Source organism: Vibrio navarrensis, from assembly GCF_000764325.1.
Lineage (GTDB): Bacteria > Pseudomonadota > Gammaproteobacteria > Enterobacterales > Vibrionaceae > Vibrio > Vibrio navarrensis.
Genome location: NZ_JMCG01000001.1, coordinates 1,808,541 through 1,833,839, shown reverse-complemented (window position 1 = coordinate 1,833,839; position 25,299 = coordinate 1,808,541). Strand labels below are relative to the sequence as shown.

The following is a 25,299-nucleotide window of genomic DNA, read 5'->3' as shown; positions in this document are numbered from 1 at the left end:
AACTACTCCTGAAACGCGATCTGCTCTTCAATGATCGCTTTGGCGTGATCAAGCACCTGTTTGGGCGTTTGATCGTTGACCCACATTGCGGTGATGGCACTGGCCATCGGTGACCACAGGTAGCCCATCTCCGGAATCGATGGCATTGCGTCAGAGTAGAAGCCTTGCGCGATGATTGCGTAGGTCGCTTCATCCGCATCGACAATGATTTTCTCCATCAGGCTCTGTACCGGCGGGATGGATTTGGTCATCTGATAGCGTTTCATCAGCATCTTCTCTGAAGAGAGGTAGTCGGCAAACAGCTGCGCTGCTTTCGGGTACTCACTGTACGAGGATACGACCGCCAGGCGTACGGTTGAAAAGGTACGCGGCTGTTTGCCTTCAAAGGTTGGGATGGGCACGACGCCATAGTTGACCCCACTGTTGTCATAGCCTTGAATTGCCCACGGTCCATCGATGATCGCGGCGACTTTGCCCTCACCAAACAGGCCACGACGCACCTGCGGGTTGCGCATGTCGACCGGGTTGGAGTTGTTCGCGGCTTTGAGCGTTTTCATCGCGCTCATGCCCTGCTGCGCCAGTGGCGAGTTGATGCCGAGATCTTTGGCATCGGTGCCGCCTTTGCCAAACTCATAGGCACCGTACAGCGTTAAGAACATGCGCGATTCGTAGTAGTTCTGAATATCCCACAGCAGCGCATATTTGTTCTCTTTAGCGTTGTTAAACCCTTTGCCAAAATCGATGATCTCTTCAAAGGTTTTTGGCGCAGTTGGCAGCAGATCTTTGTTGTAAAACAGCGCTAACGTGGCGTAGCTCACTGGGAAGCCATAGCTGGTGCCCGCGTATTTGGCCGCAGAGGTAGCGTTGGGTAAGAAGGTCGATTGAATGCGATCGGCAGAGACGAGGTTTTCCATCGCACCACCTGCGACCACTAAACGGCCGAGCAGATCGTGTTCGATTTCGGCGATGTCGGCTACGCGAGCGGAACCACCATCTTGAATCATGCGTGACGCAGCATCAATCGGGGCTAAACCACGAAATGAAAACTTCACCTTGTAACCAAAATCTTGGTTAAACGACTCTGCCGCGTACTTCATGTAGTCCAGCGTGGTGGTATCGGTCCAGATCAACAGATCTGAGCCGGGTTCCGGCTGAATTTCTTGAGCGTAAGTAACTGCGGGCAGACTAACGAACGTCGCGAGTAGCGCTGCTTTTATCCATGTCTTTTTCATCGTGATAGCTCTGTAGTAGTTCATAATATACTACTAGGTTAAATCCGCCTTCTTTTAAGTCAACTACTATCCATCGAACTTTGAGTTCAAGTGTGATGTTCATCAATAAATATTGGTGAAACCTAAGTCTGGCTTAGCTTCGTACCTCGCGTAGGCGATGAGTTTTTTCATGAGCAAAAAGTGCACACAAATTGGCTGCATTCTAGGCTGTCAAATTTAAAATTGTGACCAATGTCATTCAAATGAGGCGGTGAGAGTGATGAGAGTCTCATTTGAAGAAAAGGGGAGAGGAAAAACAAATCAACATGCAGAAGAATAGATAGGCGTTCACAGTGAACTACTAAATATTCAACTTAACTCTACCGACGATTTACAACCAAGTGGTTGATAAGGACCTATCGTGAAAAGAACGTTAATTTCCGTCTCCGTAGCGGCGGCGCTTGCTCTCTCTTTCCCTACTCTTGCTGCCAGTGAGCGTGGCATGGATTCTGATGCGGGTTTCCTTGACGAAGCGATGCAGTTTGGCGGCCATGTGGGCACCTCTATTGAATACGAAGATAAGGTGACCGATGGCTTCGATGGCAACAAGAAAAAGGAAAAAACCACCACCCATGAAGTGTTTGGCGTCTACTACAACAATGCCCGCTGGAACCTTAGCGCACTCTATGGCTTAAAACTGGAAAACCGTGAGCAGAGAAATCCCGGCTACCACGAAAATGAAGACGGCATTAAACATCTTTTCTCCCTCAATAAGGGCTTTGATCTCGGTAATGGCTGGGCTACTGGGGCCATCTATGAGCTGGAGTACACTCGTAGCAAAGTATTCTCTCCTTATGTGAGTGGCCTGCGTAAAGAGTTGGCCGAGCACAGCTTCCGCCCTTATTTGACCTATTTTAACAACGAGCACAACTGGGGCTTCTACTCAAACTTGGAGTATCTATACAGTTCAGAAGATAAGAGTGCTTGGGGCGAGCGCACCGAAGAAGGGTACAGCTTGCTGTTTAAACCTTATAAGCGCTTTGGTAACTGGGAGTTAGGCGTCGAGCTTTACTACCAAATCAAAGACAATGAAGATCGTTCATCAACTGGTTCTATCAATGAAATCAGTGATTTCAATGAAAAATACATCGAACCGATTGTGCAATATAGCTTCGACGATGCAGGGGTACTTTACGCACGTGTCCGAGTGGGTGAAAACGAAACTAACAATGCAGCCAACAGCGGTGGCGGCAACGCAAATGTGGATTACTTCAAAGACATTCGTAAAGCGACCTTAGGCTATGAACAGGCGGTGGGCGATAACTGGTTGCTAAAAGGCGAATATGAGTACGCGAATGAAGTAGAAGAAAAAAGTAAACTGGCTGGATGGGAAGCGAAGAACGAGAGTGAGCTCAAACAGCACACCGTTTATCTTCAAGCTTTATACCGTTTCTAACCGAGTTAAGGGGTCAACATGCTGAGTGTTTCAGAAATTGCGCAAAGTTTATCGGGTCGAGTTGAGGGGGATACCTCGCTGGTGGTGGACACCATACGTCCTGTCGTCAGTGACATCCGTGGCGGCCTCGCCGTGGTCTTTGCCCGCTCGGATCTTAAACAGCTTTCTGAAACCTCAGCCGATGTGCTGGTCGGCCCGGCGGTGATTTTACAAAGCCCAGCCAAAGCACACATAGTGATTGACCACTTGGATGTGGAGAAAATCAATTCGCTGCTGCGCTTTTATAAAGTGCATAAATATCAGCTGTTTGATCAAGGCAACACATCGACCATTGATGGGGTATATATCGGCAAACATTGCCAGATAGGGCAGGGATGCCATTTTATGCCCGGCGTACGCATTATGAATGGCGTGACCATTGGTAACAACGTGGCGATTCACGCCAATACGGTGATCAAAGAAGGCACGGTGATCGGCAATAACGTCACTATCGATTCCAACAACTCGATTGGTAACTACAGCTTTGAGTACATGTCTGGCAAAGATGGCAGTTATCAGCGCGTGGAAAGTATTGGCCGCGTCATCATTGAAGACGACGTGGAGATCGGCTGTAACAACACCATCGATCGCGGCACACTGGGCGACACTGTGATTGGCAAAGGCAGCAAAATCGACAATCAAGTGCAAATCGGCCACGACTGCCGCATTGGTAAGCACTGTTTGATCATCTCTCAATGCGGTTTCGCCGGGCACACCGTGCTGGGCGATCACGTGGTGGTGCATGGCCAAGTCGGCACCGCCGGACACATTCACATCGGCAGCCATTCGGTGATCAAAGCCAAATCGGGGGTAAGCCACTCTTGCCCGCCGGGCAGTGATCTGTTTGGTTATCCGGCCAAAGAGTCCAAAGCCTATTACCGCAATCTTGCGGTGCTGAACAAACTGACTCTGCACTATGAGCAGTTGAAGAAATCGCCACCTGAGCAAAAGCGCTGGTTTGCCCGTCTGTTTGACAAGAAATCGGCCTAACAAGCGAACACAACCGACAACGCGGAGCAGGCAGTTCGGGCTCCGCTGGATAGAAACGAGAACGAAATAATCAAGGATTTGTTATGAAACATACACTTCTGATTGCGGCGACCGCTACCGCGTTACTGGCAGGCTGTGCCAGCACCACTGAGCAGGCCCAGCCTGCCGCGACCAATGTCGACGCGCGCTTTTCTAACTGTACCTTGCCGACGTTAGAAGATGATCGCGGGCCAATTCGCCCATCGCTGTTTGTAGTGGGTACTTTCCCGGAAGGTCAGTGGATTCATTTGGACAACCACAAAATGGGCTACAAAGGCGATGGTATCTATCAAGTGGTGGTGGACGAAAAAGCGGGCAACGTGAGCTTGCAATTTGCCACCATGAGCTGGACACCGCAGTTCACCGCCGCAGGAATGGAGATGACGGTTGGCCAAGTGAAAGAGCTGAAACGCGGCGGCTTTGCCAAGAACACCGTAGTGAACTTGCCCAAAGATGGCAAATACGTCTGGACCATTCAGATCGCAGCGGACAAAAAACCGCTGCTGGCGATGGTCACTGAGTGTCAGTAACAAAGTAATCGAGTTGGCAGCCGAAGATACGTTCGGCTGCCCGATTTACCCAGACAGATTGCCTGCCAGTCTGCCTCGGTAAATTGAGGACCAATTTTATACCCTTTTGGTAAGTGGAGAGATTCATGGCGACGGTTAGCTTACGTAAAGTAGAAAAAAAATATGAGAACGGTTTTAAAGCTGTCCATGGCATAGATCTGGATATTCGCGAAGGCGAGTTTATGGTGTTTGTTGGGCCATCGGGCTGCGCAAAATCGACCACCTTGCGCATGATAGCGGGGCTGGAAAGCATCTCGGGCGGTGAGATCCGCATTGGCAACAAAGTGGTGAACGACTTGCCACCCAAAGATCGTGGCATCGCGATGGTGTTTCAAAACTACGCGCTCTACCCACACAAAACCGTGTTTGACAACATGGCCTTTGGTTTGAAAATGCAAAAGCGACCGAAAGATGAGATCAAGCGCCGCGTGGAAGAGGCTGCCGAAAAATTGGAGATTACCGATCTTTTGTATCGCAAACCGAAGGAGATGTCTGGTGGTCAGCGCCAGCGCGTAGCGGTTGGGCGTGCGATTGTGCGTAAGCCAGATGTCTTCCTGTTTGACGAGCCACTGTCCAACCTAGATGCCAAACTGCGCGTTTCGATGCGGGTGAAAATCGCCCAATTGCATCAATCACTCAAAGAAGAGGGTAATCCGGCGACCATGATCTACGTGACGCACGATCAGACCGAAGCGCTCACGCTTGGCGATCGCATCTGCGTGCTCAACCAAGGCAAGATCATGCAGGTGGATACCCCCGCCAACCTCTACAACTATCCGGCCAACAAATTTGTCGCAAGCTTTATCGGCTCACCCGCGATGAACCTGATTGATACAGTGATCCGCGAGGAAAATGGCCAGCTCTATGTTGAAATTGGTAATGGCCTTCGCATGTTCATTCCGGTGGAAAAGCAGAAAGCGCTCAGCGAATACGTGGATAAACCGGTTTGCTTTGGCATTCGCCCAGAACACATTCGTGTTGCCGCGCCAGGTGACACGATTAACGCCGTCGAGGGCATTTTGACGGTGGTCGAAAACATGGGCAACGAGAAGTATCTCTACTTTAAAGTGGGAGGCAAGGAGCTGATCGCGCGCGTGAACGATCAAACCATCACTACCGCTGACATCGGCAAACCGATGCGCTTCAACCTCAATACCGCCTTCTGCCACATCTTCGATTTCTACAGTGAAAAGAATCTAACCAACAACCGGGAATAGTTCCCGGTTCATTTTCACAAACCACGGGGGATCTCCAATGAAAAAACGCACTATGCTTTGCAGTGCGCTGCTGGCGGCTATTGCCGCAAATGGACTGATGTTTAGCCCAACACTTTATGCTGCGACCAGCGCGCAGACGGAAAGTGGCACTTTTCTCGATTTTCGCAAAGAGACGATTTACTTTGTTTTTCTTGATCGTTTCAGCGATGGCGATGCAACTAACAACACGGGCCGCAACCCAGCAACTTACGATCCGAACAACTTGAAAAAGTATGTCGGCGGAGACCTTCGTGGCTTAATCAATAAACTGCCGTACTTGAAATCATTGGGCGTGACGGCCATTTGGATCACGCCGCCAGTGGACAACGCCGATAACCTCGATGCCAATGGTGGCGCGGGCTATCACGGTTACTGGGGACGAGATTTCTTCCGCGTCGATGAGCACTTTGGGACGCTAGACGATTTCAAAGAGCTGACCGCTAAAATGCACAGCGCAGAGTACAACATGAAGCTGGTGCTGGACTACGCGCCGAACCATTCCAACGGCAACGATGAAAACGAATACGGCGCGTTGTATCGTGATGGTCAGTTCATCACCGATTACAACAGCGATGTCGCGGCGGGCACCAATTGGTATCACCACAACGGCGGTGTGACCAACTGGAACGATTGGTATCAAGTCCGTAACTTCAACTTATTTAACCTTTCTGACTTCAATCAATCCGATGCCAATGTGTATCAATACCTGCTGGATGGCTCAAAATTCTGGATTGATGCCGGGGTGGATGCGATTCGTATCGATGCAATCAAACACATGGATAAATCCTTTATCCAACAGTGGACCACTGACATCTACAACTACAGCAAAACACTGGGGCGCGATGGTTTCTACTTCTTCGGCGAATGGTTTGGTGCCAGCGCCAATACCACGACAGGCATTGATGGCTACGCGATTGATTACGCCAACACCTCAGGCTCCGCGCTGCTCGACTTCGGTTTCCGCGATACGTTAGAGCGCGTGTTGGCCGGCCGTGCAGGCAACAGCATGAAAACGCTGAACGACTATTTGGAAACGCGCAAATCCGTCTTCAGCAGCGATGATTGGCAAGTGGTGTTTATGGACAACCACGACATGGCGCGTATCTCGACCGCGTTGCGCTCCAGCGCCTCGACGTTTGGCCCGGGCAACAACGAAGCCGGCGGCAATCAGAGCGAAGCGTTTGCCCAGCAGCGCGTTAATTTAGGTTTGGTGGCGACCATGACGGTGCGCGGTATTCCCGCGATCTACTACGGAACGGAGCACTACTCGGCGAACTTTACCCAAAACGCGTTTGGTCAAGTGGGCAGTGACCCATACAACCGTGAAAAGATGCCAAGCTTTAGCCAAGATACGCAAGCGTTTAAGATCATCCAAGCGCTGACTGAACTCCGCCAGAACAGCTTAGCGATTCAACGCGGCAGCTATACTCAGCGCTGGGTGAATGACGATGTGCTGGTCTATGAACGCCAAGAGGGTGATGATGTGGTGACCGTAGCGCTCAACCGTGGCCCTGCAACGTCGGTGACGGTGAGCAATTTGGCCATGAAAGACGGTAGTCACACCAGTTTGATTGGCGATGACAGCGTTAGCGTTTCTGGCGGACAGGCGACGTTCCACTTGGCACAAAACCAAGCGGTGGTACTGCATGCCACAGGCAGTAGCAGTGTGGATCCGACGTTGAAAAGTGTCACCTTCACTTGCTACAACGGCTACACCAATCTTGGTCAAAGCGTTTACGCGGTGGGCAGTGTTGCGCAGCTCGGCAACTGGGCAGCCTCAGGCGCGGTCAAACTTGATCCAGCTCAGTACCCAACGTGGAGTGCAACAATTAGCGTACCAGCGGCGCAAAACATTGAGTGGAAGTGCCTAAAACGAGATGAAACCAATCCATCGCTAAACGTGGTTTGGCAATCTGGTGCAAACAATCAACTGAGCAGCAGTAGCAGTGCCACCCAAGGTGCTTTCTAACCTTAAGCTACGTCGTTAATGCTTGAGTAAAACTCTGCTTAAATAAAAATCCGATAGCGATGGCTATCGGATTTTTTTCATTTATCTGATTGGTAAGAATCATCAATGCGTGTTTAGTGTTGGCTTAGTTTCAGGCCGAACCCCAGTTCGGCCTTGGTTGTTCGAGTCGTTCCTAATACCCCATCAATTGCAACAGGCTTTCGGCGGTGGTTATCGCCTCGCGGCGGTTAGCGATATTGAGCTTTTGATACAAGTTGCGAATGTGGGTTTTGATGGTCGTGCCTGCCACATCCAGCTCTTGTGCTATCTGCTCGTTGCTAAAGCCAGAATAGATCAGCCCCAACACTTGCCATTCACGCTGGGTGAGCGGGCTGGTGCGCACTAACTCCGGCACATTCGGGTGAGTAACCAGTTTTTCGACAAACTCTTCATCAAAATGAATCGAACGGCTGCGCTGGCTCGATGAGATGTCTTTCATCAGTTGCTGCGCGCGGTGACGTTCCAGATCGCCGAGCTCGTGACGGTTGGTCAGTTTCTCTAGTAAGTTGCCAATGGTCGCCCCGTCAATTAAGAAATTCCCCACCATACCCGTCTGGTTGGTGAGCACTAACGCCTCTTTAAGCAGCGATTTGGCTTGTTCTTCGTCTTTCTGCTGGACTGCGTAAATCGCTTCAACAATTAGGTTGCGATTTTTGTCGGTGATTAAACGTGAGCGGTTCGCTTCACTTTGCAGAAAATCGAGTGCCTGACGCGCTTCTGGGTATTGACCAAGATTGATATGCGCGCGGGCGATGTTGCGCCACTGCAATTGACAGAAGTGGTTGCTGGCGGTTTCCGGACGAACCGCACTGTTGAGCCACTCTTGCGTTGCTGCCATGTTGCCCTTGGCTTGCCAATACAAGATCAGCGAAAGCGAGGCGTTGGCGGTCCAGTCGACGTGATAAGTAGACTGTTTCATCAAATGTTGGATGTGCTCGATAAACTTACCGGCGCGATCCAGCTCACCGCGGCCAATGGCAATACGCGCCAACATCGAGTAGCTGTGTAAGTGCTTACTTGGTGCGTGATTTTCAAGGATCTGTAGCCCTTTGTAGGCGCACTCTTCGGCTTCGTCTAGGCGGTTCCAACACTACAGCACTTGCGCCCGGATGCGTAGCAAAAACTCGTGCAGCGGTACGTGTTGCAACTGCTGATCTTCTATTAATTTGAACGCCGAATCTTGCAGTTCGAATGCCGCTTGCACATAACCCTGCGCGATGAGAATTTCACTTTGCTGCAAAATTGCCCACAGCGCCTGATGGTACACTTGGTACTGACGCGCCAGCTTCTCGGTTTGTTGCATCATCGGCAGCGCACGGTCCAAGCAGCCAATCACGTGGTTGACTTCGCCGACCACGGAAGTGGCGACAATACGGCTGCGATAGATAGTGGTATCGAGCTGACTCAGTGCCAGCTCGGCCAGCTCCAGTGCTTTTTGCGGTTCATTGTTATTGATCGCCACTTGCGCCAGCAGCGCATTGGCTTGGCCTTGGTAGTGAATGTCGAGGTCAATATTGCGCTTTTTGTGCTCATTTTCCGCTTCCGCGAGCAGGGTACCAACTTGATTGTAGCGGTGCTGACTTTGTGCCAGCCAAGCGCGCAGCATGGTCAGTTTGGGGTCGCTAAACAGCAAATCTTTATCGAGCAAGTTGATAGCTGCTTCTAAGGTTGAGAACTCACCTTGGTGGAACATTTTCCAGCCGTACTCGTTGAGGATCTCCGCCACCAGCTCGCCGTCGTAGGCGCGCTGTGCATGACGCAGCGCTTGATGGGGCATCTTCTGCTTGAGCCAAGCGATCGCCGCGTTGCGGTTGAGATCTTGCTCTTGCTGCGGGATGCGTGCCTGACGTTCGTGCGACAAAAACTCGCCAAACAGATTGTGGAAGCGGAACCAGTTTTGTTCCCCCTCCAGCGGATAGATAAACAAGCCATAACGGTTGAGCGATTCAATCATGCCTAGCGCGTCTTCGCGCTGGGTGAGTGCATAGACCAGTTCATCGTTGAAATGATCGAGCACCGACACCTGCATCAGAAACTGACGCGTCTCTTTATCGAGCAGATCAAAAACCTCTTCCACCAGATAATCCCACAAGTGAGCGTGGTTAAAATGCGAGACCGATTCGGCTGATTGTGCCAAGGTGCGCTTTTGGTGCTGCGCTTGCAGCGCGATCAATTGCAGCGCTGATGGCCAACCTTCAACGTAAATACGGAGGTTATTGGCGGTGTCTTCGTCTATTCCGTCGCTAACGCGCTGATTAAAAAAGCGCGTGGTCTCTTCGGTGTCAAAAGCGAGCATCTCATTGCCAATCTCAATCATCAGATCGCGCACGCGCAAGTTGGCGGTACCGAGTGGCGGATTGGCGCGGCTCGTCACCACTAGGGTGACGTTATCCGGCATATGTTTGAGGAAAAAGCGCATCGCCTCGTGGATCTCGTCATTGGTAATGACGTGATAGTCATCCAACACCACGTAGCACTCTTGATGAAAATCGCTCATCTCCGAGAATACGTCGCTAAACAGCGAGCGAAGAGAGGAAAATTGGCGTTTTTCGGCCTGTTTGAGCGCGTTGGCGCAGTGGCCATTGGTGGCTTTATTCAGCGCTTGCAGCAGATAGTTTACAAAGCGGAAGCCATCGTTATCACTGTCGTCGACACTGTACCAACCGACATGAGTTTTATCGGCTAACCACTGCGCGGCCATGGTGGTTTTTCCGTAACCCGCAGGCGAGCGAAACAGCACCAACTTGTAGTGTGGCGCTTGCTGTAGCAGATCCAGCACTCTGGGACGCACAATGGCGTTATGCAGTCGTCCTGGGCGTGTGAGTTTAGAAGGAATCCACATCGTTAACTATCCTTATTTTGGCGGTGCCCGCAGTGAGGGCACCGTAAAAACGGGTGAACAAAAATTAGTCAATTTGCTCGATTTGTCCGGCATGTTACGTTAAACAAAAGACGAAAGACTTTGATCCACTTCCTAATTCTCAAGAGTTGACGCTTTTCACGTCAACTACGCCCCATTTTTGTGAACTCTATCAATATTAGTCTCTATTTTCAGTCTAGATTTAAATACGGCTGCGCAACATTTTGTAATATTTTCCATTGTTGGAAAATTTATTGTGATCGGTTTTACATAAATGGATTTTAGAAAATTGCCTGTCAATCACAGCGTCATGTTTCTCTTTTACGCTGATTGAGTAATGGCTGTGATCTTGGTCACTGCAATCTGGTTGCTGAGGTTGATTGGTGAGAGACAGATCACTAACTCATCGCTGGTCCCCCCTCTACGCCCTGACCCCTCCTCCCGTAAAGGCCCAAAAATGGGAGGATGTTTATTCATTGCCATCCATGCACGATGTACCGCAGATGGATTAGAACCAAAGGTGAGATTTCTCTAATGAAACCTATTCAACAAAAACAGTTCGACAAAGTGTCGTTCCAAGAAAGTGTCAAAAAACACCTCTCAGCAACTTACGCCCACACTCTAGAAAACGCCGATAGCCGCGCTTGGTATCTGGCGATGGGTCGTGCGCTCGCGGAGCTGACGACTTTCGACTTACTTGCTACCGAAACCGACAAGAAAATTCTTCAAGCTAAGAGCGTTAACTATCTTTCTCTAGAATTCCTGATTGGCCGTTTAACCGGTAACAACCTCATCAGCTTAGGTTTGTATGAGCAGATCACAGAGGCGATGGCAGAACTTGGTCAAAACCTGACGGATCTGCTGGAAGAAGAGCGTGACCCTTCTCTGGGTAACGGTGGTCTTGGTCGTCTGGCGGCGTGTTTTATGGACTCGCTGGCTGCGCAAGAATTCCCAACCGTGGGTTACGGTCTGCACTACGAGTACGGACTGTTCAAACAATCTTTTGAAAATGGCCGTCAAAAAGAAGCTCCTGATGCTTGGTGTGGTGTTGAAGGTTACCCATGGGAAGTGGCGCGTCCTGATCTGGCGCAACAGATCGGTTTCTACGGCCATGTGGAAGCGTACCAAGAAAATGGCAAAGAGAAACGCCGTTGGGTACCGGGCATGCATGTGAAAGCGATGCCGTGGGATCTGCCTATCGTTGGTTACGAGAGTGACACCGTTTATCCGCTGCGTTTGTGGGAATGTCAGGCGATCGCCCCATTCTCGCTAGAGAGCTTTAACAACGGCAACTACTTTGAAGCGCAGCACGCATTGATCGACGCGGGCAACATCACCAAAGTGTTGTACCCGAACGACAACCACGAAAAAGGCAAGACACTGCGTCTGATGCAGCAATATTTCCACAGCGCTGCATCGGTACGTGACATTCTGCGTCGCCACGAAGCGGCGGGTCACGCGCTGGCGGATCTGGCAAAATTTGAAACCATTCAGCTTAACGATACGCACCCAACCATCGCTATCCCTGAGCTAATGCGCATTCTGATCGATGAAAAAGGTCTGACTTGGGATGAAGCGTGGGCAATCAGCTCAAAAACGTTCGCTTACACCAACCACACACTACTGCCTGAAGCACTGGAAACGTGGAGCGAGTCGTTGATTCAGCACCTGCTGCCGCGTCACATGGAGATCATTTACGAGATCAACCACCGCTTCTTGCAAGAAGTTCGTGCCAAATGGCCGGGTGATGTGGCGAAACAGCAAAAACTGTCGATCATTCAAGAAGGCTTCCACCGCATGGTGCGTATGGCGAACTTGTGTGTGATTGGCTCTTATGCGGTCAACGGCGTTGCAGCGCTGCACTCAGAGCTGGTTAAACGTGACCTGTTCCCAGAGTTCAACGAACTGTACCCAACCCGTCTGCAAAACGTGACCAACGGTGTGACGCCACGTCGCTGGTTGAAGTTCTGTAACCCAGGTTTGTCTGCGCTGATCTCTGAGAAAATTGGCACGGAGTGGCCAGCTCATCTTGAGCAGCTAGAAGGCATTGCCAAGTTTGCCGATGACGCTAAGTTCCAAAAGCAATACATGGCGGTTAAGAAAGCCAACAAAGAGCGTTTGGCCAAGTGGGTGAAAGAGAACATGGGTATCGAGCTAGATACCAATGCGATCTTCGACGTACAGATCAAACGTCTGCATGAGTACAAGCGTCAGCATCTCAACATGCTGCACATCCTGTCTCTGTACCACCGTCTACTGAACGATGCGAACTTCGACATGGCGCCTCGCGTGGTGTTCTTTGCTGCCAAAGCGGCGCCGGGTTACCACCTAGCGAAAGAGATCATCTTTGCTATCAACAAGATTGCAGAGAAGGTTAACAACGATCCACGCATTGGCAACAAGCTGAAAGTGGTCTTCATCCCTGACTACCGTGTCAGCATGGCGGAAATCATCATTCCAGCGGCAGACGTTTCTGAGCAAATCTCAACAGCAGGTAAAGAGGCATCTGGTACCGGCAACATGAAGATGGCGCTTAACGGTGCACTGACCATCGGTACCATGGACGGCGCGAACGTGGAGATCCGCGAAGAAGTGGGCGATGACAACATCTACATCTTCGGTTTGGAAGTGGATGGTGTTGAAGCGCTGAAAGCGAAAGGGTACAACCCGTTTGATTACTACCACGCCGATCCGCTACTCAAAGCATCGATGGATCTGCTGCTGGGTGAGGAGTTCACTCAGGGTCAACCTGGTCTGCTGCGCGCCACTTACGACAGCCTGCTCGATGGCGGCGACCCATACCTCTGCTTGGCTGACTTCGCCTCTTACGTGCAAGCGCATGAAGCGATGGACAAACAGTACCGTGACCCAGCGGGTTGGGCGAAGAAAGCGATTTTGAACACAGCCTTGGTTGGCAAGTTCAGCTCAGACCGCTCAATTCGTGATTACGTGAACAACATCTGGAAACTCGAAGCGGTTCACCGTTAAGCAAAATAACCAAGGTAGCCAACGGCTGCCTTGGTTGTTTATCCACGACTTGGTTGTTTATCTACGAATTAAATAACAACACTAATTGCAGCAATAAAACCCTACATTGAAGGCTTGAGAAGTACCTTCGGAGAAAGCGATGAAAGAACAAACAGCATTAAAGAAAGTCGCAGAGATGGCAAGATTAGCCGATAGCTACGTCAGCGCTTGGGGAGATGAAGCGTACGTTTCCGATGAAACGCTTCGCCGCCTGTTGACTTCGCTTGGCTACGACACCAGCAGCGACGAAAAACTACTGGCATCTGCTGAAAGAATGCACAAGAAAGACGTATTGGCCCCTGTGTTGGTTCTACGTGACGGTGATGCGGTTGAGGTTGAGCTTAACCTTGGCGTGAGCGCGCGTGAAAGCGAGTTCAACTGGCGCTTAGAAACCGAGCAAGGAGAGGTACTGGAAGGCTATCTTCAATCACAAATTGTGCGTGACGAGCGTGCCGAGGGTGGCCCTCTAGTGTTTGCACTGCCAAAAGATTTGGCGTGGGGTTATCACAAATTGTATGTCAGCCGTAAGCGTCGCAAAGCGCCTTATGAAATGACGCTGATCAAAACGCCACGTGCGTGTTTCAAACAAGACTCACTGGAGCACGGCAAAAAACTTTGGGGCCCAAGCATTCAGCTTTACACCCTGCGCACTCAGCACAACTGGGGTATCGGTGATTTTGGCGATCTGAAACAACTGGTCAGCGACATCGCTTCGCGTGGCGGTGATTTCATTGGTCTAAACCCAATTCACTCACTTTTCCCAGCCAACCCAGAAGGGGCTAGCCCATACAGCCCATCTTCTCGCCGCTGGCTGAACATTCTGTACATTGATGTGAGTTCCGTACCTGAGTTTGCCTTAAGTGCGCAAGCGCAGCAAAAAGTCGGCAGCGCAGAGTTCCAGCAGCGCCTGCAAAAAGTGCGTGAATCGCACTGGGTGAACTACTCGGAAGTCGCAGCTCTGAAGATGAGCGTACTGCCGCTTCTGTTTGACGAGTTCAAAGCGCGTCATCTGGACAAAAACAGCGACCGTGCTCGCGCGTTTCTCGCTTTTGTGGAAGATGGCGGCGACAGCTTAGTACACCAAGCGGCGTTTGACGCTTTGCATGCCGATCTGCACGCCAAAGACAGCAACATGTGGGGCTGGCCTGTTTTCCCTGAGCAGTATCGCCGTTTTGATTCTGCCGCGACGCAGAAGTACATCAAAGAGAACCAAGATCGCGTTCATCTCTACATGTATCTGCAATGGATTGCGGACGGCCAAATCAACGAAGCGCAAGCACTCGCAGAAGAGAAAGGCATGTCGGTTGGTCTGTACCGTGATCTCGCGGTGGGCGTGGCCGATTCCGGCAGCGAAACGTGGGCAGATAACGGCAACTTAGTGCTAGACGCCAGCATCGGCGCGCCGCCAGATGTGCTGGGCCCACTTGGTCAAAACTGGGGCTTGCCGCCGCTTAACCCACAAGTGCTGCAAAACACCGCTTACGACGCGTACATCAAACTGCTGCGCGCCAATATGAAACATTGTGGCGCACTGCGTATCGACCACGTACTTGGCTTGCTGCGTTTGTGGTGGATCCCAAGAGGTGAGAAGGCGACTGAAGGGGCGTATCTCTACTACCCAGTGGAAGACATGCTGGCGATTTTGGCGCTGGAATCTCACCGTCACCAGTGCAGCGTGATCGGCGAAGATTTGGGTACCGTACCTGACGAGATCGTTGACATTTTGCGTGACGCTGGCGTGCACTCCTACAAGGTGTTCTTCTTCGAAACATCGAAAGAAGATGGGGGTTTCATTTCACCTAAGCATTACGCCGAGCAATCCATGGCGGCTCTGTGTACCCACGACATGCCAACGCTACGCGGTTTCTGGCACTGTGATGACCTGAAAATGGGTCGTGAGATTGGCCTTTACCCGAATGAAGAGCAACTGCTCGGCTTGTTTGATGATCGCTTGAAGTGCAAACAAGGCATTCTGGACAGCGTGCGTTGGCACGGTTATCTGCCAGAAGGCATCGGTCACGACGCGCAATTTGTGCCAATGGATGCTTACCTAAGCGAAGCGCTGCAACTGCACGTCGCGGCGGGTTCGTCGGCACTGCTTAGTGTTCAGCTTGAAGACTGGCTGCAAATGGACAATCCAGTCAACATCCCGGGCACGGTCGATGAGTACCCGAACTGGCGTCGTAAACTGTCGATGAATCTTGATGAGATCTTCAGCCGTGACGATGTCAACCGCATCGCTAAACGTTTGAGCGAAGTGCGTGCCCAAGCGAGCAAATAAGCCGGCTTGACAAGAACCCGATATAATGACTTGATTTTACGCACAGAAACTACAGCATGGGTCACTCTATCTTTACCAGTAAATTGGTAGAATGAGTTACCGTTATTATGCCCGCCCCATAAAGCGGGCATTTTTGTTATTTATTGCCGTTTGCGCTTTACTGTGTAACGCAATAAGTTTGTGGTGAACGCGGAATTTAGTTCACAACGTTGGCTGTTTGGTGAGGGAAAAGGTTTGAAAAAAAGTGTAAAAAGTAAGCGAGATCAGGTGGTAGAGAAGTTGTCTCAAGCCGCTTACGCTGACCCGTTCTCATTTTTGGGTCCATTTATTGATGATGCAGCAGGCTCACTGCGGGTTTGGATGCCCGGAGCAACTGGAGTGGAACTGCTGCTGGATGGGCAACCACGTATCGCCTTAAAGCGCGAAAAAGAGAGCGCGTTTATTCTAGAACAAAAGCGCGATCTGCATCTAACGCATTACCAACTGGCAATCGATTGGAATGGCGTGGAGCAGCTTATCGATGACCCGTATCAGTACCATACCATTTACGCTGAGTATGACGATCTGCACACTCCAAAGCAGATGTATCACCATATGGGCGCGCAATTTGTCACCCAGGAGCGCGGCGGAAAGTCGATCTCCGGGGTTCGTTTCTTGGTCTATGCGCCACACGCTTCTGCGGTGAGCTTGGTCGGCGCGTTTAACTATTGGGATGGCCGCCGCCACCCGATGCAGCGTCTGGATTACGGCATTTGGGGCCTATTTGTCCCCGGCCTAGCAGAGGGCGTTAGCTACAAGTTTGAGATGAAAGGGCCTGATGGCAAAGGGCTACCGCACAAAGCAGACCCTTGGGGTTTCTACGCTGAGCAATATCCTTCTTTTGCATCGGTCACTTACGATCACAATCGCTACCAATGGCAAGACGACGCTTGGCAATCTCGCCCGGTGACGGCGAAGCGCAAAGAAGCGCTGTCATTTTATGAGCTGCATGCGGGTTCTTGGAAACGCAATGCTGATGGCGAGTTTCTTAACTATCGCGAATTGGCCGATGAACTGGTGCCATACCTTACCGAAATGGGCTACACCCATGTCGAGCTGATGCCAGTCTCTGAGCACCCATTCTACGGTTCTTGGGGTTACCAGCCGGTTGGTCTGTTTGCCCCCACCAGCCGTTATGGCTCACCGGATGATTTCAAATATTTTGTCGATGCGTGTCACCAAGCTGGCCTTGGCGTTGTGCTCGACTGGGTACCGGCGCATTTCCCGTCAGATGATCACGGCTTGGCCAATTTTGACGGTACGCCGCTGTTCCACGATCCTGATCCGCGTCGTGGCTGGCACCAAGACTGGAACTCGTTTATTTATGATGTGGGCCGCGAGCAAGTGCGCCGCTTCTTGGTCTCCAACGCGCTCTACTGGTTCGAGCAGTTCCACATTGACGGTATTCGCGTTGATGCGGTGGCGTCGATGCTTTACCTCGACTATTCCCGCAGCCACGGCCAGTGGATCCCGAACCAAGACGGCGGCAATGAGAACTACGATGCGATTGCGATGTTCAAATGGATGAACGAGGAAGTGTACAAATACTTCCCGAATGCCATGACCATTGCTGAAGAGTCGACTGCTTTTCCGGGCGTGTCTGCCCCGACTTTCCTCGGCGGTTTAGGTTTTGGCTTTAAGTGGAACATGGGCTGGATGCACGATAGCCTTGCGTACATCAAAGAAGATCCTGTGCACCGCAAATACCATCACAACACGCTCACATTCCCGCTGGTGTATGCACACAGTGAAAACTACGTGCTGTCGTTGTCGCACGATGAAGTGGTGTACGGCAAAGGCTCGATCCACAACAAGATGCCGGGGGATGAGTGGCAGCAAACCGCTAACCTGCGTGCGTACTACGGTTACATGTATGGTCAGCCGGGTAAAAAACTCAACTTTATGGGCGCTGAGTTTGGTCAAACGGCGGAGTGGAACCACGACGATCAACTGCAATGGTTCTTGCTCGATTTTGAACGTCATCAAGGGGTGAAAGCGCTGATGCGTGATCTCAACTTCTTGTACCGCAACGAAGCGGCGCTGCACGATCAAGATTGTGTGCCAGCAGGTTTCGAATGGCGTTTGCAAGACGCGGCAGAGCTGAGCATCATCGCTCACGAGCGTATTAGTGAAGCGGGTGAGCGTATTTTGGTGATCTCCAACTTTACTCCGGTTCCGCGCGACGAATTCCGTCTTGGTGTGCCAAGTCAGGGTACCTATTCGTTGTTGCTCAACACCGATGACGGCAAATATGCTGGCGCCGATTATGCCGTGGTGCCACAAGCGAAAACCGAAGCTATTGAGAGCGAAGGTCTGGCGCAATCCATTGTGCTTAACCTGCCACCACTGTCGACGCTGTTCTATAAACTGGGCTAAAAATCCGTCTCAAGATCAGTAAAAATGGGAACCGTGCGTTCCCATTTTTTATTGGCTAAATTTTGCACTAAAATCTTTATCTTGCTCTTTGCAATTTTTTGCCGTCAGTTATAATTCGCGCGCTCTTTAGAGATATCGCCAGCAGCGAAAAGTGGCAATTCGATCACGACCGGCTGGAAGTAATCAACACTGGAAGCAGACCAAGTAATGACAGTTCAAACGTTTACGCCTAACCAAACAACCACGTTGGAGACGGCAAAGAAAACCATCGAGCAGCAAAGCCAAGAAATGACGCCAACGGGCGGCAATAAAGTCGGTTTTGTCTCTTTGGGTTGTCCAAAAAACCTGGTGGATTCAGAGCGAATCCTGACTCAGTTACGTACCGAAGGCTACGAAATCGTCAACAGTTACCATGATTCTGACGTTGTGATCGTCAACACCTGCGGTTTTATCGACAGTGCGGTGCAGGAATCGCTGGATACCATCGGCGAAGCGTTGAAAGAGAACGGCAAAGTGATTGTGACCGGTTGCTTGGGCGCGCGTGAAGATGAGATCCGCGAAGTGCACCCGAATGTGCTGGGTATTACTGGCCCGCATGCCTACGAAAACGTCCTTGAACATGTGCACCAGTTTGCGCCAAAACCCGCGCACAATCCGTTTACCAGCTTAGTGCCGGATCATGGCGTTAAGCTGACGCCAAAGCACTACGCTTATTTGAAGATATCGGAAGGGTGTAACCACCGCTGCACCTTCTGCATCATCCCATCGATGCGTGGCGATCTGGTCAGCCGTCCGGTGGGTGAAATCATCAGCGAAGCGGAGCGTTTGAAAAACGCTGGCGTGAAAGAGCTACTGGTGATCAGCCAAGACACCAGTGCTTACGGGGTCGACAGCAAACACAGCTTAGGTTTTGCCAACGGCACGCCTGTGCGTCAAAACATCAAAGCGCTGAGTGAAGAACTTGGCAAACTGGGCATTTGGGTGCGCTTGCACTATGTCTATCCGTATCCACACGTGGACGATCTGATCCCGCTGATGGCGGAAGGAAAGATCCTGCCGTATTTGGATATTCCGTTCCAACACGCCAGCCCGAATGTTTTGAAAGCGATGAAACGTCCGGGTCGTGCCGAGCGTACGCTGGATCAAATCAAAAAATGGCGCGAAATCTGCCCTGAGTTGGTGATCCGTTCGACTTTCATCGTCGGTTTCCCTGGTGAGACAGAAGAAGATTTCGAGATGCTGCTGGAGTGGCTAAAAGAAGCGCAACTGGATCGCGTTGGCTGCTTTAAATACTCTCCGGTTGAAGGGGCGGCGGCAAATGAGATCGCGGAGCAGATCGCCGAAGAGGTCAAGCAAGAGCGTTTCGAACGCTTTATGCTGGTTCAGCAAGAGATCAGTGCCGCCAAGCTACAAAAGCGTATTGGCAGCACCATGAAAGTGATCATCGATGAAGTGGACGAAGAGGGCGCGATTGGTCGTACCTACGCCGATGCGCCGGAAATCGATGGTCTGGTTTACCTTAATGGCGAAACCAGCCTCAAGCCGGGTGAGCTGGTTGAAGTGGTGATCGAGCACGCCGATGAGTACGATCTGTGGGGTTCGCTGGCTAGCGCGCAGTAAAGCCGCCGATTGTTACCAGCAAATCATCGCAATCAAAAAGAGCCGGCTTGTCCGGCTCTTTGCTTATCCCAGCATAGGGAGGGTGGAGACCAGTAGCAAAAGCGCCATGCTGATGTTGAACCCTTTGACTCGCGTGCTAGTGGTAAGCCAACGCTGCAATTGTGTGCCTGCGGCGGCCCAAAAGCTGACCGAAGGAATGTTGGCAGCGATAAAAATCCCGGCGATCAACGTCATCTCCCACCAATGGCTGCCGCTGCTGTAAACGCTGACCGCGGTCAGTGCCATCGACCAGCCTTTCGGGTTAACCCATTGAAAACTGGCGGCTTGAAAAAAATTGAGCGGCGTGAAGTTCTCTTTCTCGGCCGCTTTGCCGCTGGTGGCGATTTTCACCGCCAAATAGAGCAAATAGCTCAGGCTGAGGTATTTCAAAATATCATGGCTAAGCGGGTAGTGGTTAAACAGCCCCATCAGCCCCACGCCGACTAAGATCACCATCAGGGCAAAACCGAATGTGACGCCAAGCATGTGCGGAATGGTGCGCACAAATCCGACATTGGCCCCTGAGGTCATCAACATAATGTTGTTCGGACCGGGGGTAAAGGTAGAAACAAACGCAAACAAGGCCAAAGCCCCCAATTGTTGCAACTCCATCATTTTCTCCTCAATTTCTCTTATTGTTGGTTCATGAGATAACGCTTGACTGGTCACGACAATCATAAGTAGTTTCAATGGCAATTTTGTGTTTATATTTGATGACAAAACACATTATCAGCAAGAAAATTTCACTATGGATAAGTTTGACGAAAAAATATTGCACGCACTGAAAAGCAATGGCCGTCTCCCCAATGTTGAGCTGGCAGAGCGTGTCGGTTTGTCGGCCTCGGCCACCTTAAGACGAGTGCAAGATCTGGAGCGTAAAGGGGTGATTCAGGGCTACCGAGCGGTTCTCGACAGCAACCAACTTGGTATCGGTTTTGTCGCCTATGTGTCGATTGGGCTGGCGTCACACAGTAAAAAAGCGCAGCAACAATTTGAAGATCATGTGCGCTTTGTCGATGAAGTGGTCGAGTGTCATAACATCACGGGGGCGAATGAGTACTTACTTCGAGTCGAAACGCGCGATCTGGTCAGCTACAAGAAATTTCACGCCGATGTGTTAGGAGAGTGCGAGCAGGTCAAATCCATCACCACTATGGTCGTGATGGATTCGCCGAAAGATGAGCGTTAGAGGTATTTCTCTATTTTATATGACCTTCTAGGCTGCATATAAAAACACATACTTATGGTATGGCATGCATAATTATTTTGTACTAGAATCACCGACTTTATAGACAACTAATTTGCTAAAAATGACCGACTTTCTTGCTTCCATCATAGCTTCTTATAGCGCAGCATCAATCTCAGATGCATTCATCTATACCATCGTATTACTACTTATAATTTCTAGTGTTTTAGCTTTTTTAGGAAAACATCCGAGGTTTACTGCAAGTACGACTAACATTCTAACTTCTTTAGGTATTCTTGGTACTTTTGCGGGCATCGTAGTGGGTTTGATGGAATTTGACCCATCTAATATCGACGGTAGCATAGAGTCATTGCTGGCTGGTTTAAAAACGGCTTTTCTAACTAGTTTGGTTGGTATGGCAGCCTCGATTCTTTACAAGGCAATTCTAGGAGTGATCCCGCATAAAGATGAATTAACCATCCAGGCTGTTGGTCCAGAAGAAATTTATTCTGTAATGTCAGCTCAATTGAACGCATCAAACGATCTTTTATCAGCAATTAAAGGTGACGAAGACTCATCATTAACTTCTCAGATAAAGAATCTACGTACAGATATTAATGATGGGAACAAATCACTTGGCCGTCATTTAGAAAAAGCAGCTAATAGTAGCGAGCAGTTCCAGTTTAAGCTGTGGAATAAGATGGATGAATTTGGTGAGCTTTTATCTAAATCCGCTACAGAGCAAGTAATTAATGCTCTTAAAGAGGTAATTGTTGAATTTAATGACAAACTCACTGAGCAGTTTGGAGAAAATTTTAAACGCTTAGATGAGTCGGTGAAAAAACTTGTTGATTGGCAAGAAAACTATAAAAACCAACTAGAAGATATGGCTACGAAATATCAGCTAGGCGTGGATGCCATTTCTTCAACTGAGAAGTCAGTAGCTAGTATCAATGAGCGAGCAGAATCAATCCCAGCAACGATGGAAAAGCTCCATCATGTTATGGAGCTAGGTCATGGGCAAGTTACTGAACTAGAGCATAGACTTGAGGCATTTAAAGACTTGAGGGACAAAGCGATAGAAGCAATGCCTCAAATTAAAGAGCAGATGGATTCCACTATGTCGGTGATTGGAGAGTCTGTAAAGGCGGCTTCTAGTCACTATGAGTCGATGCTCGCCGAGTCACAAAATATTATTGATAACTTTAGCTATACTGCTACTCAAGGTGTAGAACTTATGCGTACAAATCTGGAAAGTGGTGCGGAGAGCGTATCTAAGCAGTTAATTGAAAGTTCACATACTATAGGCGGTAAGCTTGCAGAAGCATCGTCTGATATTCAAGAGCAAGTAGGAACTGCAACTGGTGGTTTGAGCAATATGACCAACCATTTGACGAACACGACTGAGCAGATTCGCCAACATCTAGAAGATTCAATCACTGAGTTAAATAGTCAACTTCGTGTATTGGTTGCTGATATTAAAGATGACGCACGCGAAACAGGTAATGTTTTAAAAGAAGCCAACCAAGAGTTACTTAATAGTACTAAAGAAATCCAGTCACAAACTACATCAGCGATAACTAAACTTCATGATCGATTGGAAACCACTTTGGAAGAAGTGTTCCAAGTTCAAGCTCAAGCGGTTCGCAGAACATTTGATAGTTTGGAAGATCAAATTACCCAGTCCGTAGCGCAAACAGGTAGTGCAGTTGAAAAACAGGTGGAAATTCTTGATCTACAAATGCAGCAAGAAATTAATCGTACGATGAATGAAATGGGTGAAGCTCTTGCAACTATCACTCAGCAATTTACTCGCGATTACCAGAAGCTAACGCGTGAAATGTCAAATGTAATCAATACTAGGGTTGCTGTTTAATCATGGAAAAGCTGTTTGGTAGTCCTCCATCGAGAGGTGAAGGTGGTGAGCACTGGATGTCTGTATCAGATCTGATGGCTGGCTTGATGATGGTGTTCCTTTTTATCTCTGTAGCACTAATGCGTGATGCAATAGTTGAACGTGACAAAATCAAAGATGTTGCTGAAACTTATCAGCAAACACAGCAAGCGATCTATATCTCTTTGCTGGAAGAGTTTGCAAAGGATCTTGATAAATGGGGAGCTGAGATAGATAGAGACACATTGAGTGTCAACTTTACAGCACCCGAAGTTCTGTTTGCTAATGGCAAAGCTAGTTTAACAGATCAGTTTCAACGTATTTTGAATGATTTTTTTCCTCGTTACCTTGAAGTTCTAGAACAGTACAAACCGATCATCCAAGAAATTAAAATCGAAGGGCATACATCTAGTCGTTGGAACCACGATTCTAGCGATTACGAGGCATATTTTAATAATATGAGTTTGTCCCAATCGAGAACTCGTACAGTCCTTGGATATGTGATGAGGCTTAGTGATGTTCGCGCGAAACACTATGGCTGGGTAAAGAATAATGTAGCGGCAGTTGGGTATTCGTCATCAAAAGCGGTAGTGATTGAAGGTGTTGAAGATGAAAAACGCTCTCGTAGAGTATCTTTTCGTGTGATTACCAATGCCGAAGAGCAAATACTGAAGATTTTGGGGGCGGAATGAAATTAACACTAAACCTCCACTCTTTGATGTATGCGGTAGAAATTATGGAGCCAGAGAAGAGGGGAGTTTTTCAGTGGGAGCATCAGATAACAGAAAAAAGCAAGATTGATGTTGAACTAGCTTACGGTAAAGATGTTGAACTTAAAGATGTTGATATTGACTCAGGTTTACTGAGTTATAAAGGAAGACAAGTACTGCTCTATATAAAAGATCATGGTAACGCAGTTCAATCAGTAATAAATAATCCATCAATGGGAAACAAATATCATGTTGCGGATTGTTCTAAATTGAAATCCATGCGTTCTGAAGGACGCTTTGAGAGATACGTAGTAATCAATGATACGTCAGGTGAGTTTCCTATATCTGGTAGTCACTCTTATGGACAAGGTCGAGAAGATGGCTATGCAAGACTGAATGTTTGTAAACTATGCCTCGGCCAATTGAACTATAAGGGCTACGGTAGTGGTGGGAGTCGCTCGAATATTTTCGACAAGTTCAATATGGCAGAGTTTTTCTCTACGTATAGCTCTTTTTTTCCGTATATGCCATCTCGACGAGGTGAAACCGCAGAGAGTGGCTATACAGCCGATTGGTCAAAAATATCATCTCATTATAGAGTTGAGAAGAACTTTGAGTGTGAGGAATGTCAAGTCGACATGCGTTCAAACAGATCTCTTTTGCATGTTCATCACGTAAATGGAGTAAAGTCAGATAATCGTTCGTCAAATCTGCGAGCTCTTTGTGTCGATTGCCACAGTAAGCAGCCAATGCATCAACATATGGCTTTAAGTCATAGAGAACGTCAGACCATAAACTGTTTGCGTAAAGAACAAGGATTATTGGATGATTTAGTTGATTGGGAGAAGTTGTTTAACCTTTCAGATCCTGGAGTGCATGGAGTATTACATGCTTGTCGTCAGGCGTATCTAAGACTTCCAGAGATTAACTATGTGATAGAGAATGGCACTGACGATTTAGCTGCACATCTTGAGCTTGCTTGGCCTAAACATAAGTTTGGCATTGCAATATCGGAGAACGATCTAGATATAGCGAATCGACATGGTTGGCACGCAGTGGGAGTTAATGAGTTTTTAGAAAACTATAAAACACAGGCGTACAATTTAAGATACTAGAGACTAAAAGCAACTAGAAATTTTAGTCCAAAACCTATCAAGATAGTTACAAATTGGTGAATGGCTAGGTGTGATCTGGAAATTCTACATGACCAAATAGAAAGAAGTGGCCCCCAATTTTCGGACATGACTTTAAGTGGTCGATCTGTTTTGATAGTACCCAACAATACAGGGACAGATTATGACTAGAAAACGTAGAAACCACTCTCCTGAGTTTAAAGCTAAGGTGGCTCTCGATGCCGCTAAAGGCGATAAAACCGTCGCTGAGCTAGCTCAGAAATATAACCTGCACGCTAACCAGATCTCAACATGGAAAAAGGAGCTGCTTGAAAACGCAGCCATGATTTTTGCCACCGAAAATCACTCAGGAAAAGAGAGTTCCGAAGATGTGGACAAACTTCACGCCAAGATCGGTCAATTGACCATGGAAAATGATTTTTTGGCCAAAGTGCTCGGTCGTTAGACCGAGCCCAGCGAAAGAGTTCGCTGGTTAAATCCACCCCATTGCCGATAAAGCGCCAATGTGAGCTGCTCAATATCCCCCTCTGGCAGGATAGTTGTCACTGTTAAAATTTAACCAGTCT

The 25,299-nt window shown here is 49.2% G+C and carries 15 protein-coding genes and 2 pseudogenes; 14 read left to right on the top strand and 3 right to left on the bottom strand.

All coding sequences use genetic code 11. The annotated features are described in order from the left end of the window. Window positions 1–2: 2 nt before the first annotated feature. Window positions 3–1,232 carry a sugar ABC transporter substrate-binding protein gene (locus EA26_RS08135; protein ID WP_039428888.1) on the bottom strand — a complete coding sequence of 410 codons (1,230 nt, stop codon included), beginning with the start codon at window positions 1,230–1,232 and terminating at the stop codon, window positions 3–5. A gap of 400 nt (window positions 1,233–1,632) precedes the next feature. Here EA26_RS08135 and EA26_RS08130 point away from each other — a divergent pair, with 400 nt between their 5' ends. From EA26_RS08130 to EA26_RS08110, 5 genes are all read left to right on the top strand, one after another. Then, window positions 1,633–2,667, top strand: a complete 1,035-nt coding sequence (locus tag EA26_RS08130; RefSeq protein WP_039426557.1) for a porin — start codon at window positions 1,633–1,635, stop codon at window positions 2,665–2,667. Between the two features lie 18 nt (window positions 2,668–2,685). Continuing rightward, the gene (locus EA26_RS08125; protein ID WP_039426554.1) at window positions 2,686–3,696 is read left to right on the top strand and encodes a UDP-3-O-(3-hydroxymyristoyl)glucosamine N-acyltransferase; all 1,011 of its coding nucleotides are present in this window, start codon (window positions 2,686–2,688) and stop codon (window positions 3,694–3,696) included. Between the two features lie 83 nt (window positions 3,697–3,779). Next, window positions 3,780–4,265 carry an early set domain-containing protein gene (locus EA26_RS08120; protein WP_039426551.1) on the top strand — a complete coding sequence of 162 codons (486 nt, stop codon included), beginning with the start codon at window positions 3,780–3,782 and terminating at the stop codon, window positions 4,263–4,265. Window positions 4,266–4,390: 125 nt separating this feature from the next. Further along, window positions 4,391–5,521 (top strand): ABC transporter ATP-binding protein, encoded by a 1,131-nt coding sequence (locus tag EA26_RS08115; protein ID WP_039426549.1) that lies wholly within the window; start codon window positions 4,391–4,393, stop codon window positions 5,519–5,521. A 37-nt stretch (window positions 5,522–5,558) separates the two neighbouring features. Then, window positions 5,559–7,529 carry an alpha-amylase family glycosyl hydrolase gene (locus EA26_RS08110; RefSeq protein WP_039426546.1) on the top strand — a complete coding sequence of 657 codons (1,971 nt, stop codon included), beginning with the start codon at window positions 5,559–5,561 and terminating at the stop codon, window positions 7,527–7,529. Window positions 7,530–7,701: 172 nt separating this feature from the next. Here the strand turns inward: EA26_RS08110 and malT are convergent. Next, window positions 7,702–10,410 (bottom strand): annotated as a pseudogene (gene malT / locus EA26_RS08105) (HTH-type transcriptional regulator MalT). A gap of 552 nt (window positions 10,411–10,962) precedes the next feature. Between malT and EA26_RS08100 the strand changes: the two are divergent. The 4 genes from EA26_RS08100 to rimO all read left to right on the top strand — a co-directional run bounded on the left by EA26_RS08100 (window position 10,963) and on the right by rimO (window position 19,771). Beyond that, window positions 10,963–13,416, top strand: a complete 2,454-nt coding sequence (locus EA26_RS08100) for a glycogen/starch/alpha-glucan phosphorylase (protein ID WP_039426542.1) — start codon at window positions 10,963–10,965, stop codon at window positions 13,414–13,416. Window positions 13,417–13,555: 139 nt separating this feature from the next. After that, on the top strand, window positions 13,556–15,736 hold the full coding sequence (gene malQ, locus EA26_RS08095; RefSeq protein ID WP_039426540.1) for a 4-alpha-glucanotransferase: 2,181 nt from the start codon (window positions 13,556–13,558) through the stop codon (window positions 15,734–15,736). Between the two features lie 234 nt (window positions 15,737–15,970). Next, window positions 15,971–18,151, top strand: a complete 2,181-nt coding sequence (glgB, locus tag EA26_RS08090) for a 1,4-alpha-glucan branching protein GlgB (protein ID WP_052079793.1) — start codon at window positions 15,971–15,973, stop codon at window positions 18,149–18,151. A 207-nt stretch (window positions 18,152–18,358) separates the two neighbouring features. Beyond that, window positions 18,359–19,771: a 30S ribosomal protein S12 methylthiotransferase RimO gene (rimO, locus tag EA26_RS08085; protein WP_039426538.1), complete on the top strand. Its 1,413-nt coding sequence runs from the start codon at window positions 18,359–18,361 to the stop codon at window positions 19,769–19,771. 63 nt (window positions 19,772–19,834) lie between these two features. On the opposite strand, the gene EA26_RS08080 is transcribed toward rimO, so the two are convergent. After that, window positions 19,835–20,422: a LysE family translocator gene (locus EA26_RS08080; RefSeq protein ID WP_039426536.1), complete on the bottom strand. Its 588-nt coding sequence runs from the start codon at window positions 20,420–20,422 to the stop codon at window positions 19,835–19,837. 136 nt (window positions 20,423–20,558) lie between these two features. Here EA26_RS08080 and EA26_RS08075 point away from each other — a divergent pair, with 136 nt between their 5' ends. The 5 genes and pseudogenes from EA26_RS08075 to EA26_RS08055 all read left to right on the top strand — a co-directional run. Next, the gene (locus tag EA26_RS08075) at window positions 20,559–20,999 is read left to right on the top strand and encodes an Lrp/AsnC family transcriptional regulator (RefSeq protein ID WP_039428883.1); all 441 of its coding nucleotides are present in this window, start codon (window positions 20,559–20,561) and stop codon (window positions 20,997–20,999) included. Between the two features lie 121 nt (window positions 21,000–21,120). Beyond that, the gene (locus tag EA26_RS08070; RefSeq protein ID WP_039426532.1) at window positions 21,121–22,872 is read left to right on the top strand and encodes an anion permease; all 1,752 of its coding nucleotides are present in this window, start codon (window positions 21,121–21,123) and stop codon (window positions 22,870–22,872) included. Between the two features lie 2 nt (window positions 22,873–22,874). Then, window positions 22,875–23,582: an OmpA family protein gene (locus EA26_RS08065; RefSeq protein ID WP_039426529.1), complete on the top strand. Its 708-nt coding sequence runs from the start codon at window positions 22,875–22,877 to the stop codon at window positions 23,580–23,582. Beyond that, window positions 23,579–24,715, top strand: coding sequence for an HNH endonuclease (locus EA26_RS08060; RefSeq protein WP_039426526.1), 1,137 nt, complete (start codon window positions 23,579–23,581; stop codon window positions 24,713–24,715). Before EA26_RS08065 ends, EA26_RS08060 begins: the two co-directional genes overlap by 4 nt. 181 nt (window positions 24,716–24,896) lie before the next feature. Then, window positions 24,897–25,255: pseudogene (locus EA26_RS08055) on the top strand (transposase); the annotation flags it as partial. Window positions 25,256–25,299 lie beyond the last annotated feature (44 nt).

What these genes read in the sequence shown, in the direction of transcription:
- EA26_RS08135 (WP_039428888.1), bottom strand. Translation starts at nt 1,232, where the DNA reads ATGAAAAAGACATGGATAAAAGCAGCGCTACTCGCGACGTTCGTTAGT.
- EA26_RS08125 (WP_039426554.1), top strand. Translation starts at nt 2,686, where the DNA reads ATGCTGAGTGTTTCAGAAATTGCGCAAAGTTTATCGGGTCGAGTTGAG.
- EA26_RS08120 (WP_039426551.1), top strand. Translation starts at nt 3,780, where the DNA reads ATGAAACATACACTTCTGATTGCGGCGACCGCTACCGCGTTACTGGCA.
- EA26_RS08115 (WP_039426549.1), top strand. Translation starts at nt 4,391, where the DNA reads ATGGCGACGGTTAGCTTACGTAAAGTAGAAAAAAAATATGAGAACGGT.
- EA26_RS08110 (WP_039426546.1), top strand. Translation starts at nt 5,559, where the DNA reads ATGAAAAAACGCACTATGCTTTGCAGTGCGCTGCTGGCGGCTATTGCC.
- EA26_RS08100 (WP_039426542.1), top strand. Translation starts at nt 10,963, where the DNA reads ATGAAACCTATTCAACAAAAACAGTTCGACAAAGTGTCGTTCCAAGAA.
- malQ (WP_039426540.1), top strand. Translation starts at nt 13,556, where the DNA reads ATGAAAGAACAAACAGCATTAAAGAAAGTCGCAGAGATGGCAAGATTA.
- rimO (WP_039426538.1), top strand. Translation starts at nt 18,359, where the DNA reads ATGACAGTTCAAACGTTTACGCCTAACCAAACAACCACGTTGGAGACG.
- EA26_RS08080 (WP_039426536.1), bottom strand. Translation starts at nt 20,422, where the DNA reads ATGGAGTTGCAACAATTGGGGGCTTTGGCCTTGTTTGCGTTTGTTTCT.
- EA26_RS08075 (WP_039428883.1), top strand. Translation starts at nt 20,559, where the DNA reads ATGGATAAGTTTGACGAAAAAATATTGCACGCACTGAAAAGCAATGGC.
- EA26_RS08070 (WP_039426532.1), top strand. Translation starts at nt 21,121, where the DNA reads ATGACCGACTTTCTTGCTTCCATCATAGCTTCTTATAGCGCAGCATCA.
- EA26_RS08065 (WP_039426529.1), top strand. Translation starts at nt 22,875, where the DNA reads ATGGAAAAGCTGTTTGGTAGTCCTCCATCGAGAGGTGAAGGTGGTGAG.
- EA26_RS08060 (WP_039426526.1), top strand. Translation starts at nt 23,579, where the DNA reads ATGAAATTAACACTAAACCTCCACTCTTTGATGTATGCGGTAGAAATT.